Source organism: Streptomyces montanisoli (assembly GCF_017813245.1).
In the GTDB taxonomy this organism is placed as follows: domain Bacteria; phylum Actinomycetota; class Actinomycetes; order Streptomycetales; family Streptomycetaceae; genus Streptomyces; species Streptomyces montanisoli.
Window position 1 is genome coordinate 16,831 of sequence record NZ_JAGIQL010000043.1, and the last position, 18,789, is coordinate 35,619.

Annotated in this window: 15 protein-coding genes; 8 read left to right on the forward strand and 7 right to left on the reverse strand. The window is 73.2% G+C overall.

What is annotated here, in order from left to right:
- Nucleotides 1–22 precede the first annotated feature (22 nt).
- The 5 genes from JFN87_RS13360 to JFN87_RS13380 all read left to right on the forward strand — a co-directional run bounded on the left by JFN87_RS13360 (nucleotide 23) and on the right by JFN87_RS13380 (nucleotide 6,962).
- Nucleotides 23–2,080 (forward strand): bifunctional aldolase/short-chain dehydrogenase, encoded by a 2,058-nt coding sequence (locus JFN87_RS13360; protein ID WP_209340241.1) that lies wholly within the window; start codon nucleotides 23–25, stop codon nucleotides 2,078–2,080.
- A gap of 197 nt (nucleotides 2,081–2,277) precedes the next feature.
- Nucleotides 2,278–3,690 (forward strand): rhamnulokinase, encoded by a 1,413-nt coding sequence (locus tag JFN87_RS13365; RefSeq protein WP_209340262.1) that lies wholly within the window; start codon nucleotides 2,278–2,280, stop codon nucleotides 3,688–3,690.
- A gap of 285 nt (nucleotides 3,691–3,975) precedes the next feature.
- A complete protein-coding gene (locus tag JFN87_RS13370; RefSeq protein WP_372449226.1) occupies nucleotides 3,976–4,806 on the forward strand; it encodes a TIM barrel protein in 831 nt (276 codons plus the stop codon).
- Nucleotides 4,807–4,883: 77 nt separating this feature from the next.
- Nucleotides 4,884–5,774, forward strand: coding sequence for a 2-hydroxy-3-oxopropionate reductase (locus tag JFN87_RS13375; RefSeq protein ID WP_209340242.1), 891 nt, complete (start codon nucleotides 4,884–4,886; stop codon nucleotides 5,772–5,774).
- A 279-nt stretch (nucleotides 5,775–6,053) separates the two neighbouring features.
- The gene (locus JFN87_RS13380) at nucleotides 6,054–6,962 is read left to right on the forward strand and encodes an MIP/aquaporin family protein (protein WP_209340243.1); all 909 of its coding nucleotides are present in this window, start codon (nucleotides 6,054–6,056) and stop codon (nucleotides 6,960–6,962) included.
- 140 nt (nucleotides 6,963–7,102) lie between these two features.
- Here the strand turns inward: JFN87_RS13380 and JFN87_RS13385 are convergent, their stop codons facing one another.
- From JFN87_RS13385 to JFN87_RS13400, 4 genes are all read right to left on the reverse strand, one after another.
- On the reverse strand, nucleotides 7,103–9,991 hold the full coding sequence (locus JFN87_RS13385) for an NHLP bacteriocin export ABC transporter permease/ATPase subunit (protein WP_209340244.1): 2,889 nt from the start codon (nucleotides 9,989–9,991) through the stop codon (nucleotides 7,103–7,105).
- A 4-nt stretch (nucleotides 9,992–9,995) separates the two neighbouring features.
- Complete coding sequence (locus tag JFN87_RS13390) at nucleotides 9,996–12,308, reverse strand: NHLP family bacteriocin export ABC transporter peptidase/permease/ATPase subunit (protein WP_209340245.1); 2,313 nt, start codon at nucleotides 12,306–12,308, stop codon at nucleotides 9,996–9,998.
- Nucleotides 12,293–13,102 carry an HlyD family efflux transporter periplasmic adaptor subunit gene (locus tag JFN87_RS13395; RefSeq protein WP_209340246.1) on the reverse strand — a complete coding sequence of 270 codons (810 nt, stop codon included), beginning with the start codon at nucleotides 13,100–13,102 and terminating at the stop codon, nucleotides 12,293–12,295. The genes JFN87_RS13390 and JFN87_RS13395 overlap by 16 nt, the downstream gene beginning before the upstream one ends.
- A 96-nt stretch (nucleotides 13,103–13,198) precedes the next feature.
- Nucleotides 13,199–13,405 carry a type A2 lantipeptide gene (locus JFN87_RS13400; RefSeq protein WP_209340247.1) on the reverse strand — a complete coding sequence of 69 codons (207 nt, stop codon included), beginning with the start codon at nucleotides 13,403–13,405 and terminating at the stop codon, nucleotides 13,199–13,201.
- 573 nt (nucleotides 13,406–13,978) lie between these two features.
- Between JFN87_RS13400 and JFN87_RS13405 the strand changes: the two genes are divergently transcribed.
- Nucleotides 13,979–14,230 (forward strand): DUF6158 family protein, encoded by a 252-nt coding sequence (locus JFN87_RS13405; protein WP_209340248.1) that lies wholly within the window; start codon nucleotides 13,979–13,981, stop codon nucleotides 14,228–14,230.
- Between the two features lie 75 nt (nucleotides 14,231–14,305).
- Here JFN87_RS13405 and gcl read toward each other — a convergent pair whose 3' ends face one another.
- Nucleotides 14,306–16,084, reverse strand: a complete 1,779-nt coding sequence (gene gcl / locus JFN87_RS13410) for a glyoxylate carboligase (RefSeq protein WP_209340249.1) — start codon at nucleotides 16,082–16,084, stop codon at nucleotides 14,306–14,308.
- A gap of 228 nt (nucleotides 16,085–16,312) precedes the next feature.
- On the opposite strand from gcl, the gene JFN87_RS13415 reads away from it, so the two are divergent.
- Complete coding sequence (locus JFN87_RS13415; RefSeq protein WP_209340250.1) at nucleotides 16,313–17,047, forward strand: hypothetical protein; 735 nt, start codon at nucleotides 16,313–16,315, stop codon at nucleotides 17,045–17,047.
- Between the two features lie 39 nt (nucleotides 17,048–17,086).
- Here the strand turns inward: JFN87_RS13415 and JFN87_RS13420 are convergent, their stop codons facing one another.
- On the reverse strand, nucleotides 17,087–17,683 hold the full coding sequence (locus JFN87_RS13420; protein ID WP_307865432.1) for a hypothetical protein: 597 nt from the start codon (nucleotides 17,681–17,683) through the stop codon (nucleotides 17,087–17,089).
- Between the two features lie 95 nt (nucleotides 17,684–17,778).
- Between JFN87_RS13420 and JFN87_RS13425 the strand changes: the two genes are divergently transcribed.
- Nucleotides 17,779–18,294 (forward strand): GNAT family N-acetyltransferase, encoded by a 516-nt coding sequence (locus tag JFN87_RS13425; protein ID WP_209340251.1) that lies wholly within the window; start codon nucleotides 17,779–17,781, stop codon nucleotides 18,292–18,294.
- A gap of 27 nt (nucleotides 18,295–18,321) precedes the next feature.
- Here JFN87_RS13425 and JFN87_RS13430 read toward each other — a convergent pair whose 3' ends face one another.
- On the reverse strand, nucleotides 18,322–18,714 hold the full coding sequence (locus JFN87_RS13430) for a nuclear transport factor 2 family protein (protein WP_209340252.1): 393 nt from the start codon (nucleotides 18,712–18,714) through the stop codon (nucleotides 18,322–18,324).
- Nucleotides 18,715–18,789: the final 75 nt, after the last annotated feature.

Genomic DNA, 18,789 nt, shown 5'->3' on the forward strand with positions numbered 1-18,789 from the left:
TCACCGCCCAGGAGTGGAAGACATGCCCGACGCCCAGCCCGACGACGCCACCGACGTGAAGGCAGCGCTGCTCGCGCGCTCCAACCGCCTGGGTGGGGACCCCCGCAACACCAACTACGCGGGCGGCAACACCTCGGCGAAGGGGACACAACGCGACCCGGTGACCGGTGGCGAGACCGAGCTGATGTGGGTCAAGGGCTCGGGCGGCGACCTCGGCACGCTGACCGAGCAGGGCCTCGCGGTGCTGCGGCTCGACCGGCTGCGCGCGCTGACCGGTGTGTACCCGGGCGTGGAGCGCGAGGACGAGATGGTCGCGGCGTTCGACTACTGCCTGCACGGCAAGGGCGGCGCCGCCCCGTCGATCGACACCGCCATGCACGGCCTGGTGGACGCCCCGCACATCGACCACCTGCACCCGGACTCGGGCATCGCCCTCGCCTGCGCGGCCGACGGCGAGGAGCTGACGCGCGCGTGCTTCGGCGACCGTGTGGTGTGGGTGGACTGGCGCAGGCCCGGCTTCCAGCTCGGCCTGGACATCGCCGCGGTCAAGGAGGCCAACCCGCAGGCGATCGGGTGTGTGCTCGGCGGGCACGGCATCACGGCGTGGGGCGAGACCTCGCAGGAGTGCGAGGCGAACTCGCTGCGGATCATCCAGGAGGCGGAGCGGTTCCTCGCCGAGCGCGGCAGGCCGGCGCCGTTCGGCCCGCCGATCGCCGGGTACGGGGCGCTGCCCGCCGGCGAGCGGCAGGCGCGCGCCGCCGCGCTCGCGCCGCTGCTGCGGGGGCTCGTGTCCACTGACCGGCCGCAGGTGGGGCACTTCACCGACGCGGAGCCCGTGCTCGACTTCCTGGCGCGCACGGAACACCCGCGCCTCGCCGCGCTCGGCACGTCCTGCCCCGACCACTTCCTGCGCACCAAGGTGCGGCCGATGGTGCTCGACCTGCCGCCGTCCGTCGAGCCGGCGGAGGCCGCCGCGCGACTGAGGGAGCTGCACGAGGAGTACCGCGCCGAGTACGCCGCCTACTACGAGCGCCACGCGGACGCCGGCTCCCCCGCGATGCGCGGCGCGGACCCGGCGATCGTGCTGGTGCCGGGCGTCGGCATGTTCTCGTACGGCAAGGACAAGCAGACGGCGCGCGTGGCGGGCGAGTTCTACCTCAACGCGATCAACGTGATGCGGGGAGCCGAGGCGGTCTCCACGTACCGGCCGATCGAGGAGTCGGAGAAGTTCCGCATCGAGTACTGGGCACTCGAGGAGGCCAAGCTGCGGCGGATGCCGGCGCCGAAGCCGCTGGCCACGCGGGTGGCGCTGGTGACGGGCGCGGGCTCGGGCATCGGCAGGGCGGTGGCGCAGCGGCTGGTGGCCGAGGGCGCCTGCGTGGTGGTCGCGGACCTCGACGGGGAGAGCGCGGCGACGGTCGCCAAGGCACTGGGCGGCCCGGACAAGGCCATCGCCGTGACGGTGGACGTGACGGACGAGGAGCAGATCGCCGCCGCGTTCCGCGAGGGCGTGCTCGCGTTCGGCGGCGTCGACCTGGTCGTCAACAACGCGGGCATCTCCATCTCCAAGCCGCTGCTGGAGACGAGCGCGCGCGACTGGGACCTCCAGCACGACATCATGGCGCGCGGTTCGTTCCTGGTCTCGCGCGAGGCTGCGCGGGTGATGACCGAGCAGGCGATGGGCGGCGACATCGTCTACATCGTGTCGAAGAACGGTGTGTTCGCCGGGCCCAACAACATCGCGTACTCGGCGACGAAGGCGGACCAGGCGCACCAGGTGCGGCTCCTGGCCGCCGAGTTGGGCGAGCACGGCATCCGTGTCAACGGCGTCAACCCCGACGGTGTGGTCAGGGGCTCCGGCATCTTCGCGGGCGGCTGGGGCGCGCAGCGCGCCGCGGTGTACGGGGTGCCGGAGGAGAAGCTCGGCGAGTTCTACGCGCAGCGGACACTGCTGAAGCGCGAGGTGCTGCCCGAGCACGTGGCGAACGCGGTGTTCGCGCTGACGGGCGGCGACCTGACACACACGACGGGGCTGCACGTCCCGGTGGACGCGGGCGTGGCGGCGGCGTTCCTGCGCTGACGCGCGACCGTCTTCCCCGCTTCCCTGCCACCGCAGGCCCCGGACGCCGCGCCGTCCGGGGCCGTGAGAGCGCCTTCGAGGTGACCGTGCCGAGCTCCGCCGCCCACCCACCGTCCCCCACGCCCGCGTCCGCCGCCGCGTCCGGCCGCCTGCCGGCCTTCGCGGCGGTCGATCTCGGCGCGACGAGCGGCCGGGTGATGGTGGGCCGGCTGAGCGCGGCGGGCGGGCTGCGGCTGACGGAGGTGCACCGGTTCGCCAACCGGCCGGTGCGGCTGCCCGACGGGCTGCGGTGGGACGTTCTGGGGCTGTACGGGGATGTGCTGGAGGGCCTCGCGCAGGCGGCGCGTTCGGCGCGCGTGGTGTCGGTGGGCATCGACAGCTGGGCCGTGGACTACGGGCTGCTCGACGCGTCCGGGCGGCTGCTGGGCAACCCGTACCACTACAGGGACACCAGGACGGAGGGGGTCGCGGACCGTCTTGAGCGGGTGCTTCCCGCGAAGGAGCTGTACGGGATCACCGGGCTGCAGCACCTGCCGTTCAACACGGTCTTCCAGCTCGCGGCGGAGGGGAGCTCGCCGCAGTGGAGTCTCGCGCGAACCCTGCTCATGATCCCCGACCTGCTGACGTACTGGCTGACAGGCAGCGTCGGCGCCGAGGCGACGAACGCGTCAACGACGGGCCTGTTCGACGCGCGCGAGGCGGCGTGGTCGAACACCGTGCTCGACCGGCTCGGCATCCCGCGCGGGCTGCTGCCGCCGCTGCGCTTTCCCGGCGACCGCGCGGGGACCCTGCGGCCCGAGGTGGCCGAGGCGACCGGGCTGCCGGGGGGCACGCCCGTGACGGCGGTGGCCTCGCACGACACCGCGTCGGCGGTGGTCGCCGTGCCCGCGACGCAGGACGGCTTCGCCTACGTCTCCTGCGGGACCTGGTCGCTCGCCGGGCTCGAACTGGGGGCGCCCGTCATCGACGAGCGTGCCAGGGCCGCGAACTTCACCAACGAGCGGGGAATCGACGGCTCGATCCGCTTCCTGCGCAACATCATGGGGCTGTGGCTGCTGACGGAGACGCTGCGCACCTGGCGATCCCAAGGACTGCCGTCGGAACTCGGGCCGCTGCTCGACGAGGCGGCCGCCGCCGAGCCGTTCGCCGCGCTGGTCGACCCCGACGACCCCTCGTTCCTGCCGCCGGGCGACATGCCGGCGCGGATCGCGGCGTACTGCGCGCGCACGGGCCAGCGTGCGCCGCGCGAGCAGGGGGCGGTGGTGCGCTGCATCCTGGAGTCCCTTGCGCTCGCGCACCGGGCGACGCTGCGGACCGCGGCGGAGCTCGCGGGCCGTGACGTGCGGGTGGTGCACCTGGTGGGCGGCGGCAGCCGCAACGAGCTGCTGTGCCGCCTGACGGCCGACGCCACGGGCCTGCCGGTGGTGGCGGGCCCGACGGAGGCGACGGCGCTGGGCAACGTCCTGGTGCAGGCGCGGGCGTACGGTCTGGTCGGCGACGTGCACGAGATGCGGGCACTGGTGGCGGCGGGCGAGCCGCTGCGCCGCTACGAGCCCTCGGGCAAGGAGAGCGCCTGGGCGGCCGCGGCCGCCCGCGTCGGCCTGCGCTGACCAGGCGCCAATCCGGCACTGCCCGCGGCCCGCCCGCCGACTGACGCGCAAGGCGACGCGACGTTCACGCGAACGCGCCCGCCGGGGCACTCACCCCTTGCACCCGCCGGTGACCTTCCTGGCGCGCCGGCGCAGGGCGGGCCCGATGCGCACGAGCACCCGCTTCTCGACACCGCCGAGCCGGCGCTTGCCGGGACGGCGGTATGCAACCTCCCCTTGACACGCCCGTGGCGTGACCGGCATTCTTCCGGTAAGCAGAAATACACTTCCGCTATACGGAAATGGATGCTGGATATCATGGTCTTCGACGAGCGCTACGCCGTGAACCTCTCGATGCTGTTCACCGAACTCCCCCTGCTCGACCGGCCCGCCGCGGCCGCCGCGGCCGGGTTCGGGGCCGTCGAGCTGTGGTGGCCGTGGACCGACACCGCCACGCCGCCGGCGAGTGACCTGGACGCCCTGCGCGAGGCGCTCACCGGGGCGGGCACCCGGCTCGTCGGGCTCAACTTCTACGCGGGCCGGCTGCCGGGGCCCGACCGCGGCGCGCTGTCCGTGCCCGGCCACGAGTCCGACCGGTTCAGGGCCAACATCGACGTCGCCGTCGACTTCGCGGCGTCCGTCGGCTGCAAGGCCCTCAACGCGCTCTACGGCAACCGCGTCGACGGCGTCGACCCCGCCGAGCAGGACGCGCTCGCGCTGGAGAACCTGGCGCTCGCGGCGCGCGCCGCGCACCGGGCCGGTGCCACCGTGCTGATCGAGGCGCTCAACGAGCCCGAGTCGCCGCGCTACCCGCTCGTCAGTGCGCCCGCCGCCGTCGAGGTCGTGGACCGCGTCAACGAGGCGACGGGCCTCGGCAACGCCGCCTTCCTGCTTGACCTCTACCACCTGTCCATGAACGGGGAGGACCTGGCGGACGTCATCGACCGCTACGCCGCCAAGACCGGTCACGTCCAGATCGCCGACAACCCCGGCCGCGGCGCGCCCGGCACCGGGTCGCTCCCGCTCGCCGACCTCGTCGGCCGTCTGCGCAAGGCCGGATACGACGGCTGGGTCGGCCTGGAGTACAAGCCGGGCTCCCTGCCGAGCGGCGAGGCCTTCGGCTGGCTCGCCGCCTGACCCGTTCACCGGCTGATCCCCTCCCCCGGCGCCCTCCCACGGCGCGCCGCTCCGAGCTTCCCGAAAGGCGCACACTCATGACCGACCTTCCCAAGATCGCGTGGATCGGCCTCGGCATCATGGGCTCTCCCATGTCCGAGAACCTGATCAAGGCCGGTTACGCCGTGACCGGCCACACCCTGGAGCCCGCCAAGCTCGACCGCCTCGCCGCGGCGGGCGGCACCCCCGCCTCCTCGATCGCCGACGCGGTCAAGGACGCGGACGTCGTCATCACGATGGTTCCCGCCTCGCCGCAGGTGGAGGCCGTCGCGTACGGCCCCGACGGGATCCTCGCGCACGCCAGGCCCGGCACCCTGCTGATCGACATGTCGTCGATCACGCCGCAGACGTCCGTCGATCTCGCGAAGGCCGGCGCCGAGAAGGGCCTGCGCGTCCTGGACGCACCGGTCTCGGGCGGCGAGGCCGGGGCCGTGGAGGCCGTCCTCTCCATCATGGTCGGCGGCGAGCGCGCCGACTTCGACGCCGCGAAGCCGCTGTTCGACGCGCTCGGCAAGACGGTCGTGCTGTGCGGCCCGCACGGCGCCGGCCAGACCGTGAAGGCGGCGAACCAGCTGATCGTCGCCGTCAACATCGAGGCGTGCGCGGAGGCGGTGGTCTTCCTGGAGAAGTCGGGCGTCGACCTGACCGCCGCGCTCGACGTGCTGAACGGCGGTCTCGCCGGGTCGACGGTGCTGACCCGGAAGAAGGACAACTTCCTGAACCGGGACTTCGCGCCGGGCTTCCGCATCGACCTGCACCACAAGGACATGGGCATCGTCACCGACGCCGCGCGCAACGTGGGCGCCGCCCTGCCGGTCGGCGCCGTGGTGGCCCAGCTCGTCGCGTCGCTGCGCGCGCAGGGGGACGGCGGGCTCGACCACTCCGCGCTGCTGCGCTCCGTGGAACGCCTCTCCGGCGAGCAGGCCTGACCTCACGGGGGCTCCAGCAGCCCTGAGCCCCTCAGGGGCTCCATGAGACCCCGGGCGGTGGTGGCGCCGACACCTGTCATGTCGCGCCCAGGCGCCGCCGCCGCCCGGTACCCCGCATGCGCGGGGCACCTCCGGGAGGGTGACCCGGAACAATTCCACACTGGGCCATTTGGTGGGCAAACACGTGACGCGCCACCAGACTCCTTTCCCGGCCAGGCTCTCCGCCTACGTTTCTCATATGAGATGGACGGGCGTGTTCCATCCGACCATGGAGGGCTGATGGCTGAGCGCAGTGCGGAACACGGTTCGCGTAGACGCGGTTACCGGTTCGGTCTGGGCGGCGAATTGATCGCCGAATTCCTGGGCACGTTCGTTCTGATCCTGTTGGGCTGCGGTTCGGTCGCCGTCGCGGTCGCCGGTCTGCCGGGTTCGGGGCGCCAGGCCGCGCCGTTCGGAGCCGCGGACTGGCTCATCATCTCCTGGGGCTGGGGTCTCGCCGTCGTGTTCGGCGTGTACGTCGCCGGCGGCATCAGCGGGGCGCACATCAACCCCGCGGTGACCCTGGCCTTGGCCGTCCGGCGGACCTTCCCCTGGCGCAAGATCCCCGCCTACTGGGTGTCGCAGGTCTTCGGCGCCTTCGTCGCCGCGGCTCTCGTCTACGCGATGTACCACTGGGCGATCGACGCGTTCGACCACAAGGCCCATCTCACCCGGGAGAATTCCCTTTCCACGTACTCGATCTTCGCGACCTTCCCCGCCGAGTACTTCGGGAGTTCGTGGTGGGGTCCGCTGCTCGACCAGATCGTGGGCACCGGAGTCCTGGTGCTGCTGATCTGCGCGATCAGCGACACCAAGAATGTGGCGCCGGAGTCCAATCTCGGACCGTTCCTCATCGGTCTGGTCGTCGTGGTGATCGGGCTGGCCATCGGCACGAACGCCGGGTACGCCATCAACCCCGCACGTGATTTCGGTCCACGCCTGCTCGCCTATGCCGAGGGCTGGGGAAGGATCGCGTTCCCGGGTAAATACCAGTGGTTCACCAGCTATTGGTGGATTCCCATCGCGGGACCGCTCATCGGCGGTGTCGTCGGAGCGGTGGCGTACGACCAGATGATCACCCCGGCGATCAAGGCCATCGGCAGCCGGCCGAAGGCCAGCCGGGTCGTCGAGGAGCCCGAGGAGAAGTAGCGGCCCGGGGCGGGCCACGTGCCACGCCCCGAGGACCGCGGCGCCCTGCCACGCCGGCGGCAGGGCGCCGTCGCGCGCGGCTCGGGCCTCTGCCGCTCGGGCCTCTGCCGCTCGGGCCTTGGCCGCTCGGGCCTTGCCGCTCAGACCATCTGGCGGCGCACCAGTTCGCTCAGCCGGCCGGCCGGGTCAGCGAGCAGCGCGGCGGGCGCCCCCTGCTCGACCACGCGGCCGGCGTCCATGACCACCACACGGTCGGCGTCGAGCACGGTGCTCAGGCGGTGCGCGATCACCAGCCGGCTCGCGTTCAGCGCCCTGGTGCTCTCCATCACGACGCGCTGGGTCTCGTTGTCGAGTGCGCTGGTCGCCTCGTCGAAGAAGAGGATGCGCGGGCGGCGCACCAGCGCCTGGGCGATCATCAGGCGCTGCCGCTGCCCGCCCGAGACGGCGCCGCCGCCCGCGATCATCGTGTGCAGCCCCATGGGCATGCTCCGGATGTCGTCCGCGAGGCCCGCCCTCTCCACCGCCTCCCAGACCTCCTCCTGGGTGTACGCCTCGGCGCCGCGCACGCAGTCGAGGATCGAGCCGGTCAGCGGCTGCGCGTTCTGCAGCACGACGCCGCACTGGCGGCGCACCGCCGCCAGGTCGAGAGCGGCGAGGTCCTGCCCGTCGTACAGAACGGAGCCGGAGGCCGGTGACTCGAAGCCGATCAGCAGCCGCAGCAGGGTGGACTTGCCGCAGCCGCTCGGCCCGACCACCGCGACGAACTCGCCCGCCGCGACCTCGACGCTCACGCCGTCGAGCACGAGCGGGCCGTCGTCGCCGTAGCGGAAGGACACGCCGCGCGCCGCGAACGAGCCGGTGAGCTCGCCGGGCGCCGTGCTGCCGCGCCGCACCTCGGGCTCGCCGCGCAGCACCGGGCGCACCTGCTCGTACAGGGGCAGCGCGGCCACGGCCGAGACCAGGGCGCCGGTGAGCTGCGTGACGGACGTCAGCAGCATCGTCACGGACGTGTTGAACGTGAGGAACGACGCGGACGACAGGGTGCCGCGGGCGGGCCCCGCGAGGACCATGAACATCAGCAGCGTGCACAGCGGCAGGTAGATCGCGTCGACGACGGTGTTCACGTTCTTGATGTGGCCCGCGCGCTGCTGCATGGTGCGGGACCTGGCGAACTCGCGCGCCCACGCGGCGTAGGCGAAGCTCTCCGCCGCCGCGACCCGCAGCTTCGGCAGGCCGCGCAGCGTCTGGAACGCCTGGTTGTTGAGCTTGTTGGAGAGCTTGACCAGCCGCCGCTGCCAGCGCACCTGCCACAGACCGATGGCGAGGAAGACGGCGGTGACGACGGCGAGCATGCCGAGCGCGACCAGCGCGAGCGGCACGCTGTAGAACAGCAGCAGCCCGAGGTTCATGACCCCGACGGTCGTCGACTGGAGCACCACGGGCGCGATGCCCGACAGCACCCTGCGTACCGCGCTCACACCCATGGCGGCACTGGCGAGTTCGCCGGTGGAGCGGCCGGCGAAGAAGGCGGTCGGCAGCCTGAGGAGCCTGTCCCACACGGCCGGCTGCAGGGTCGCCTCCATGCGGCCCTCGATGCGCAGCATGGTGAGGTTCTGCAGCAGGCCGAACGCCGCCGAGACGGCGCCCGCCACCATCACGGCGATGGACACCTGCACGATGAGGCTGGTGCGCGCGTGCGGTACGTACGAGCCGAGCACCCTGCCCGTGGCGATGGGCACGAGGGCGCCGAGCGCGACGGTGACGAGCCCGGCGAGCGTCAGGGCGCGCAGGTCGCCCCGCGCGCCGTGCAGCGCGAAGCGCAGCAGTCGAGGCGCGCCCAGCGGACGGTCGGGCAGCGGGCGGTAGAACATGACGCCGTGCGGTTCGAACTCGCCGGCGTTGGCCGCCGTGACGCGCGTGCGCGAGCCGCTGAGCGGGTTGGCCGCCTCGTAGCCGCCGCGCCGCCACACCAGCGCGACGGGCGCACCCGACCTGGCCCTGGCGCCGACGAGCGGCCCGGCGTCGGTGCGCCACCACGTGCCGTCGAGCCGTACCGCGCGGGTGCGCACCCGGGCGTGCGCGGCGATCCGTTCGACCGCGCTCAGCCTGGCCGAAGCCGTCCCGTTCTCGCGCGGCGGGTCCCCGAGCGCGATGCCGCTCGCCGCGGCGACCCGGCGGCAGACGGCGAACACCGCGTCGTCGCCGCCGGCACGCTGCCGCCTGCCGTCCTCGCCGCGGCCGCCACTGCCGCTGCCGCTGCCGCTGCCACTGCCGCCGATGGACGCGACAAGCGCGCGGTCGGCGTGGGCGCGCTCGCGCTCGCCTGCCGCGATGCCGGCGGCGGTGCGGTCCTCGTGGGCCTGTTCGCGGCCGGCGATCCACCGGTCGACGGCGGCGAGCAGACGGTACTGCTGGGCGACCATGGACTGCCACAGCGAGCCGTCGACGAGCAGGTCCCCCGCGAAGTCACGACTGTACGCGGCGCCGGGCTCGACACTGCCCGCGGGCACGGGCATCCACAGCACGTCGTCGTCGGCCACCGCCTCGTCGTCGTACGCCTGGTCCTCGCCCGCGAGCCGGGCGCCGAGCGGTGCCTCGAAGAGCACGCCGAGCCCGCGGCCGATGCCGAGCGCGAACGCCCGCTCCAGCGGGGACGGCATGCCGGCCGCGGTGCCGTCCCACGGCTGCGCCTCATCGGCGGGGTAGGGCCTGGTCAGTTCGCGCAGCGGGATCCTGCGCAGCGCGCAGCCCTCGCCCGGCCTGCCGAGCAGGGTGTGCCGCGGCCCCTCGACGGGTCCGAGCAACAGCGCGCCGGCCTCCAGCCGGCCGAGGAAGTGCCACGGGCCGCGGCCCGCCGCGTCGACGGCGAAGAGGTCGAGCCTGCCGCCGGCCACCAGCCACAACACCTGGGGGCCCGCCAGGTCGACGGATGTTCGCCCGGTGACGTCCCCGGGCGCGCCGATGCCGTCGAACGCCGCGAGAACGGCGTCGCTCTCCGCGTGCCAGGCCTCCTGGCCGGTCGCCGTCACCGTGTCACCGCTCCCTGACGAGGCCGGCGTAGGCCCCGGCCGCGGCGAGGAGTTCCTCGTGACGGCCGCGCTCGACGACGGTGCCGTGGTCGAGCACGACAATCTCGTCGCTGTCGCGCACGGTGGACAGCCGGTGCGCGATCACCACGCAGGCGCAGCCGCGCCGCCGCAGGTTGTCCATGATGACGCGCTCGGTCTCCGCGTCGAGTGCGCTGGTCACCTCGTCGAGCACGAGGACGCTGGGGCCGCGCACGAGGGCGCGCGCGATCTCCAGGCGCTGCCGCTGCCCGCCGGAGAAATTGCGGCCGTCCTGCTCGACGCGGGTGTGGATGCCGTCGGGCCGCCGGGCGATCACATCGTCGTACAGGGCGGCGTCGCGCAGCGCCGCGACGACCGCCTCGTCGGGGATGGACGGGTCCCACAGGGCGACGTTGTCCCGCACGGTTCCCTCGAAGAGGAACACGTCCTGGTCGACGAAGGAGACGGACGCCGCGAGCGCGCCGCGCGGTATGTCCTCGATGCGCCGCCCGTCGATGGAGACGGTGCCCTGCCAGGGCCGGTGGAGGCCGGAGACCAGCCGCGAGACGGTGGACTTGCCGCTTCCCGAGCCGCCGACGAGCGCGACCTGCCTGCCGGGTCCCACGGTCAGGCTGAAGCCGTCGAGCAGCGGGGCGTCGAGCGGGCTGTAGCCGAACGTGACGCCCTCCAGGGCGACATGCCCGGCCAGGCGGCGGGTGGCCGCAGGCCCGCCGGGCTCGTCCCTGGTGTAGAGGGCGTCGGCGGGGAAGCTCTCGACGTCCTTGAGGCGGGTGACGTCGGCGGCGAAGTCCTGGATGCGCCCGGCGACGCCGTTGAGGCGGGTGACGGGCGCCGTGAAGCGGGTGACGAGCGCCTGGAAGGCGACGAGCAGCCCGATGGAGATGTGCCCGTCGACGGCGCGCATGCCGCCGATCCAGAGGATGAGCGCGCTGTTGAGGGTGGCGAGGAGCGGGGCGACGACCGCGAGCGCGGCGCTCGGCACGCCGAGCCGCTGCTGCTCCTCCAGGGTGGTGGCGTGCTGCCCGGCCCAGCGCCTGAAGTAACCGTCCTCGCCGCCGGTCGCCTTCAGCGTCTCGATGAGCTGGAGCCCGGTGTACGAGGTGGTGGTCAGGCGTGCGCTGTCGGCGCGCAGCTTCTGGGTGTGGGTGGCGCGCAGCCTGATCACGACGCGCATCGCGACGACGTTCAGCAGGGCCACGAGTACGCCGATGACGGTGAGCTGGGGGTCGTACGTCCACAGCAGGAACGCGTACAGGAGGACGACGAGGCCGTCGACGCCCGCGGCGGACAGATCTCTGGCCAGGGTCTCGGCGACGGAGTCGTTGGACTGGAGGCGCTGGACGAGGTCGGCGGGGCTGCGCTGGGCGAAGAACGTGACGGGCAGGCGCATCAGGTGGCGCATGAAGCGGGCGCTGCCGAGTGTGGAGGAGATGATGCGCCCGCGCAGCAGGTTGGCCTGTTGCAGGCCGGTCAGGACGGCGGTCAGCGCGATCATGGCGGCCATCGCGGCGAACAGCGGCCCGAGCAGCGAGGTGCGGCCGCCGACGAGGAACAGGTCGATGTACGTGCGGCTCAGCGCGGGCACGGCGGCGCCGACGGCCACGAGCAGGAGCCCGGCGAGCAGCGCGGCGAACAGGGTGCCGGCGGTGCCGCGCATCCGGGAGGGCAGGGCGCGCAGGACGCCGGGGCGGCGGCCGCCCGTCGCGAAGGCTCCGGAGCGCTCGAAGACGAGGACGACGCCGGTGAAGCTGGTGTCGAACTCCTCGGCGGGCACGAATCTGCGGCCCCTGCCGGGGTCGTTGATGTGCACGCCGCGGGTGCCGAACCTGCGGCCCGTCCCCTCGTAGACGACGTAGTGGTTGAACTCCCAGAACAGGACGGCGGGGCCCTGCACGCCGGCGAGCGCCGCGGTCTCCATCTGCATGCCCTTGGCGGTGAGCCCGTAGCCGCGTGCCGCCTTCAGCAGGTTGCTGGCGCGTGAGCCGTCCCGGGAGACGCCGCAGGCGATGCGCAGCTCTTCGAGCGGCACGTGGCGGCCGTGGTGGGCGAGGACCATGGCGAGGCAGGCGGCGCCGCACTCGACGGCCTCCATCTGCAGCACGGTGGGGGTGCGCACGGTGCGGGCCCGCCCAGCGCGCCGGGAGGCGGGCTGCTGGGCGGCGGGCTGCTGGGCGGCGCGTTTCCCGCCGGTGCCGGCGCGGTGGCGGCGGTGGACCCCGGGCGGCAGCTGCCGCTGCGGCGGTACGCCGGTGCCGGGCCCGCTCACGGCAGCAGCCATTCGGCCGGGTGCTGCCGAGCGACGCGCACGGAGCCGTCGGCGGGCGTCATCGACGTGAGCGCGAAGGGCGGCCCGGCAGGCGAGGACCAGGCGTAGCCGGACTTGGTGGAGCGCGAGGCGTCGAGCGTGACGAGGACGGCGACGGGCTGCCCGCCTCGGGTGAACCGCGCGGCGAGCTGGTCGTCGCCGAGGAAGGCGGCGATCTGGCGCCGGGTCCGCGTCGTCCTGCCGACGGCCTTGACGGTGCCACGCAGCACGCCGTAGGTCCCCTCGGGCACGGACGGCAGGGTGAGGTCGACGGGCTGGCCCGGCGCCACGGAGGCGCCGCCGGACGCGGGCACGTACAGCATGGCCATGAGGGGGTCGTGCGCGTGCGCGGTGCGCTCGACGGCGGCCACGTCGGCACCGGTCGTCACGACGGAGCCGATGGTGGCGGCGAGGGAGGTGACCCGCCCCGCGGCGAGTGCGCGGACCACGTCCGTCCCGCCGTCCGCGCGGCGGACCTTGACGAGCGGCGCGTCGGCGGCGACACGCCCGCCCTCTTTGGCGAGGACGGCGGTGACCTGCCCGGCGACGGGGCTCTGCACCACGTAACTCCCTTGCCCGTAGGTGAGGATGCCCGGCGCGGACACGGTGGAGTCCACGTACCCGGTCGTCGCCCACAGGGCGCCGGCGGCCATCGCGAGGAGTGTCACGGCGAGCGTGAGCAGTCCACGGGGGCGGGCGAGCCGCACGGGCAGGTCGAGTTCCTCGGGCGACTGGAGCTTGCTGAGCGCCTGCTGGCGGAATTGCACTGCGGTGTTCCCTCACACGGAAACGTGCCCCGGTCTCCGCCGGCAGGCGGATCCGGGACACGCGTCAGGCATCGGCCGGTCGTTCGACCGCGGTGCTCAGAGGCCGCTGACGAGACCGGTGACGCCGGAGGTGTTCACCATCGGCGAGATGGTGGTGTCGACGCTGGAGAGCACGCCGCCGACGTTCACACCGCTGATGGCGCCGACGACGCCGTCGACGGCTCCGGCCACGAGACCGCCGGACACGTTGTCCAGGTCAGCGTCGGAGATCTCCTGGGTCTGAACCTGGGGGGTGTTGTTCATGAGTGAAGCTTCCCTTCGCATGGCTCTTGTGGCACGCCCGCCACCCGCGGCTCCCGTCAGGAAGGCCTGTTCGCCGGTGACGTCGTGGCGTGCGAAGGATGTAAGCACGGACGTCTCGGGGGCAGCCACCCGCGCCGGGGCGCCCCGGTCCACATGTGGGCCGCCACGGTGGTGTGTTGTGCACGGGCCGTCATGGACGGGGTGCGGTTCCTTCACAGCACGGTCCGAACCTCGGTCAGTCGCACGGCCGCCGGTACGGCCGGAACCTCTCATTCCGGCCGTACCGCCCCGCCCGCGGGGCGCGCGCCCGGGGAGGCCGTGTGCAGCAGAGCGGTACGGACGATCGCATTGTGCGGGTTATCCGCAGAAGCGATTCGCACATGATTACGGCACGGTACGCGTACGGGTGATCGCCGTGCGTCGCCATCGTGGGCGAGCCCGGGGCGTCCCGCTCCGTCGCGGTGGTGGCCGCCCGGGCGCGGACACGGCGCGGGCGGAGACGTTCGGCCTCCAGCGGGTACGTATGTGATGCGGAGCCGTATGGGACGCGGACCCGGAGGAAGGAGTCTTCCCATGACAGTCAAGGGCGACGAGGGGCACGCGCCGCAGGGGGTCGACCCGGCGCGCCTGGAGGACCAGCAGCTGCTCAGGGAGCTGGAGACGCTGCACCGTACCCGGCACGACACGCTGCTGCACGGGTCGAAGGACGCGCTGGACACGCACAACACGCGCACGGCGGAGCTGGAGGGCGAGTACCTGCGGCGCCACCCGAAGCGCCACGTCCTGGCTGGCAGGACACGCGAGGGGGCACGGGGGCGCGCCTAGGCCCGTGCGTGCGCGGCACGCGCGAACGGGGGCCCCGCCATCCCCCCGGGGCCGTCCCCCCGGGGCCTGTGCCGGTCAGACCAGCGGCAGGATCTCGGTGGGAGCGTGGCCCGGCTGCGTGGCCAGCTCCTCGAACTCGTTGACGGAGCCGATGTCGCTTCCGCTCATCGAGATGTTGGTGATGCGTTCGAGCACGGCCTCGACGACCACGGGCACCCGGTGCTCGGCGGCCAGCTTCTTGGCCTCCTCGAAGGCCGGCAGCAGCTGGTCGGGCTCGGTGACGCGGATGGCCTTGCATCCGAGCCCCTCGGCGACCTTGACGTGGTCCACGCCGTAGCCGCCCGTCTCCGGTGAGTTGATGTTGTCGAACTCCAGGTTGACCTGGAAGTCGATGTCGAAGGCGCGCTGGGCCTGGCGGATCAGCCCCAGGTAGGCGTTGTTGACGAGCACGTGCACGTAGGGGATGCGGTGCTGGGCGCCGACCGCGAGCTCCTCCAGCATGAACTGGAAGTCGTAGTCGCCGGAGAGCGCCACCACGCTCGCGTCAGGGTCGGCCACGGCGACGCCGAGCGCGGCGGGGATCGTCCACCCGAGTGGGCCCGCCTGGCCGCAGTTGATCCAGTGGCGCGGCCGGTACACGTGGAGCATCTGGGCGCCCGCGATCTGCGAGAGGCCGATCGTCGACACGTACCGGGTCTCGGGGCCGAACGCGCGGTTCATCTCCTCGTACACGCGCTGCGGCTTGAGCGGCACGTCGTCGAAGTGGGTGCGGCGGTGCAGCGTGGCCTTGCGCTCGCGCGAGGCGGCCACCCAGGCGCTCCTGTCGGGGAGTTCGCCCGCGGCCTTCAGCTCCTTCGCGACCTCGACGAAGAGTGCGAGCGCGGCGCCCGCGTCCGAGGCGATGCCGTAGTCGGGGGCGAAGATCCTGCCGATCTGGGTGGGCTCGATGTCCACGTGGACGAACGTCCTGCCCTCGCGGTAGACGTCGAGCTTCCCGGTGTGCCGGTTGGCCCAGCGGTTGCCGATGCCGAGCACGAAGTCGGACTCGAGGAACGTGGCGTTGCCGTAGCGGTGCGAGGTCTGCAGCCCCACCATGCCCGCGTTGAGCTCGTGGTCGTCGGCGATGGCGCCCCAGCCCATCAGCGTCGGCACCACGGGCGTGCCCGTCAGTTCCGCGAACTCCACGAGCAGTGCGGACGCGTCGGCGCTGATGATCCCGCCGCCCGCGACGATCAGCGGCCGCTCGGAGGCGGCGAGCATCCTGACGGCCTTCTCGGCCTGCGCCCGGGTGGCGAGCGGCCGGTAGACCGGCAGCGGCTCGTACGTGTCGGGGTCGAACTCGATCTCCGTCTGCTGCACGTCGATGGGCAGGTCGATCAGGACGGGACCGGGGCGCCCCGACCGCATCAGGTGGAACGCCTGCTGGACGACGCCCGGGACCTGTGCGGCCTCCATGACGGTCGTCGCGGCCTTGGTGACGGGCGCCGCGATCGAGGCGATGTCGACCGCCTGGAAGTCCTCCTTGTGGATCACGCCGGTGGGCGCCTGGCCGGTGATGCACAGTATCGGGATCGAGTCGCCGATCGCCGAGTAGAGCCCGGTGATCATGTCGGTGCCCGCGGGGCCCGACGTCCCGATGCAGACGCCGATGTTGCCCGGGTGGGTCCGCGTGTAGCCCTCGGCCATGTGCGAGGCGCCCTCGACATGGCGGGCGAGCGTGTGCTGGACGCCGCCGGCCGCTTTCAGGGCCGCGTAGAACGGGTTGATCGCCGCGCCCGGCACACCGAAGGCGTGGGCCACACCCTCGCGCTTCAGAATTTCAACTGCCGCGCGTGCGGCGGTCATTCGAGGCATGAGTGCTCCTCATTCGGCTGGCGGAGTCGGGCTCTGTCGCGCCACCTGAGAGCGCCAATTCCGTAATGTGGAATTACTGTTTTGCTATACGGAAGTCAAGGTACGGGCGTCTCCATGGCCCGTCAAGGGGAGAATCCGAGGTCCCCTCCCCAACGCCTCGCTCTTGGTGGACGATGGACCACGCAACGCGACCGGCGGCATGGACGAGAGGCATATGGGGGGCACGCGATGGGAGCGGAGCAGGAGGTCACGGTGGACTGCCCGGCCTGCGGGCGCAGACACCACTACGCGCCGCGGGCGTACGCCTGCGCCTGCGGCGCCCCGGTGGCGCCGCCACTGACGGCCGAGGCGCGCCCCGAGGCGGTGCCGCGGCGGTCGTGGACGGACGAGTGGGTCGTCGTGCGCTGCGCGGCCTGCGGACGGGACGGGCACTGGCCGCAGCCCGAGGTCGACTGCCCGTGCGGCACGATGCTGCGCATACCCGTACGGCTCCCCGGCCACCCCGTACCGCGTGACTGGCCGCCGCACGACTGGTCGCCCCGCCCGTCCCACATACCGCTGCCGCGCACCGCGGCCGCGCCGAGGCCGGCGTTCCGTCCGCTGACGATCCGCACGGCGCGCGACGCCGTCACGGCGGCCGGCCTCTACCTGCGCTGGCTCGGCTACCACGGCGTGGTGGCCGCGGAGCAGCGTCCCGAGTCCGGCATCGACCTGCGCGGCCCCGAGGTCGTCGCCCAGGTCGACCCGACGACGACCCGCACCCCGCTGCGGGCCGTGGAGTGCGTCTGGCTGTACGGGATGCAGGACGCGGCCGTCGGGGTGCTGTTCTCGCTCGCGGGCTACGCGGACGACGCGCGCGCCCGCGCCGACGAGCTGGGCGTGCCGCTGTTCGTCATGGACCTCACGGGCACCCCGCAGCCGGTCAACGCGCCCGCGGACGACCTCCTGTCGTCGGAGGTCTGACGGGCGGCGAGGCCTGGCGGGACGAGGGCGCGGGCGTGCTCACTTGGACAGGACGTTGGCCCCGATGATGAACAGGCCGAGCAGCACGTCCGCGCAGCCCACGCGGCACGCGGCCGCCCAGCGCTGCCCCGCCACCCTCGCGGCCCACAGCCCCCAGCCGAACAGCGCCACGGTGTTGACGACGAGCGCCACGTCCAGCGCGCCGTCCTCGCTCCACCAGCCCGCGTAGGCGCCGAGGAGCGCGGCGACCGTCGGCATCGCCGCGGCGAGCAGCGGCCACTCCGTCAGCACCGACCACACCGTGCCGGGCCGCACCTTTCCGCGCACGATCTCGCGGTGGGCGATGGCGTGCGCGTAGCCGTGCGCCGCGGTGGCGGCCAGCGCCGCCACGAACACCCACAGGGCGTCATAGCCGGGGTCGGGTGGTCCGCCCTCGTTGCCGAGCGCCGCCGCCAGCGCGCTGGCCAGCACGGATCCGTACACACCGCCGAACAGCAGCCGCTGCAGGGGCTCTCGGCGGCGCCCCGTCCACTGACCGTGCGACCACCCGGCGGGCTCGGCGGGCGCCCCGTCGCGTGGTGCCTCTCCGCCGCGTGCTTCACCGCTGGACGTCTCGTCGCCGGGGGTGTCGGACAACACCGCCTCCTTCGGGAACGCGCGCGGGCCGGCGCCGCCCGCGCCGGTGACGATGTAACAGCAGGGGACGTGCGTCGTGCCGTAGGCTCCCCGGCATGTTCATACGACTGGCCACCCGCGACGACCTGGCCGCCATCCCCGAGATCGAGCTCGCCGCGGGCGAGCTGTTCCGGGCGGCCGGCATGGACGAGGTGGCCGGGCACGCTCCCCCGTCGCCCGAGGTGCTGGAGGGCTACCGCGACGCGGGCCGCGCCTGGGTGGGCGTCGACGGCACGGGCCGGCCCGTCGCCTTCCTCCTGCACGAGGACCCCGACGGAGCCGAAGGCGCCGCGCACATCGAACAGGTGTCGGTCCACCCGGCGGCCGCGCGCCGCGGGCTCGGCCGCGCGCTCATCGACCACCTGGGCGAGCGGACGGGGCGGCCGCTGACCCTGACGACGTTCGCGGACGTCCCCTGGAATGGGCCGTACTACGCGCGCCTCGGCTTCCGCGTCCTGGACGCGGGCGAGATGACCGAAGGGCTGCGCGAGATCAGGCGCGAGGAGGCGGCGATGGGCCTCGACGCGTGGCCGCGCGTGTGCATGCGCAGGGAGGCGGGCGCACGGGCGTGACGGGGCGCGGCGCGGCGGCCGGCGCGGTCAGCCGTCCCACCCCATGTCCCCCGCGGTGAACGCGGTGCCCTGGGTGAAGTAGAGCTGCCAGCCGGCCTCGTCCGTCCTGCGCCACAGCGAGCTGCGGTGCACCCGCCGCTCCCTGACGTTGAGGTCGAACGTCAGCAGCACCAGATCGGGCGCGAGCTCCCTGGCCACCATCCCGCTGACCGTGCCCGGCGTGGTGGTGCGCGCCCACTCCCTCAGCTCCTCGATGTAGGACTGGCGGTCCCACGACCTGCCGGAGGAGCCGAACGAGCGGAACGCCGGGTGCAGCAGCTCCCCGAGCAGCCTCGGGGAGCTGAAGACCGCCGGATCGAGGAAGCACAGTTCACCCTCGATGGCCGCGGTCGCCGGGTCCGGTGCGTCACCATTGCTCACTCATGCCATCCTGCCCGACACACGACCACCACGCGGTCAGGACACCCCCGGACGAGCGCGCCCGGCGGCGCGCCT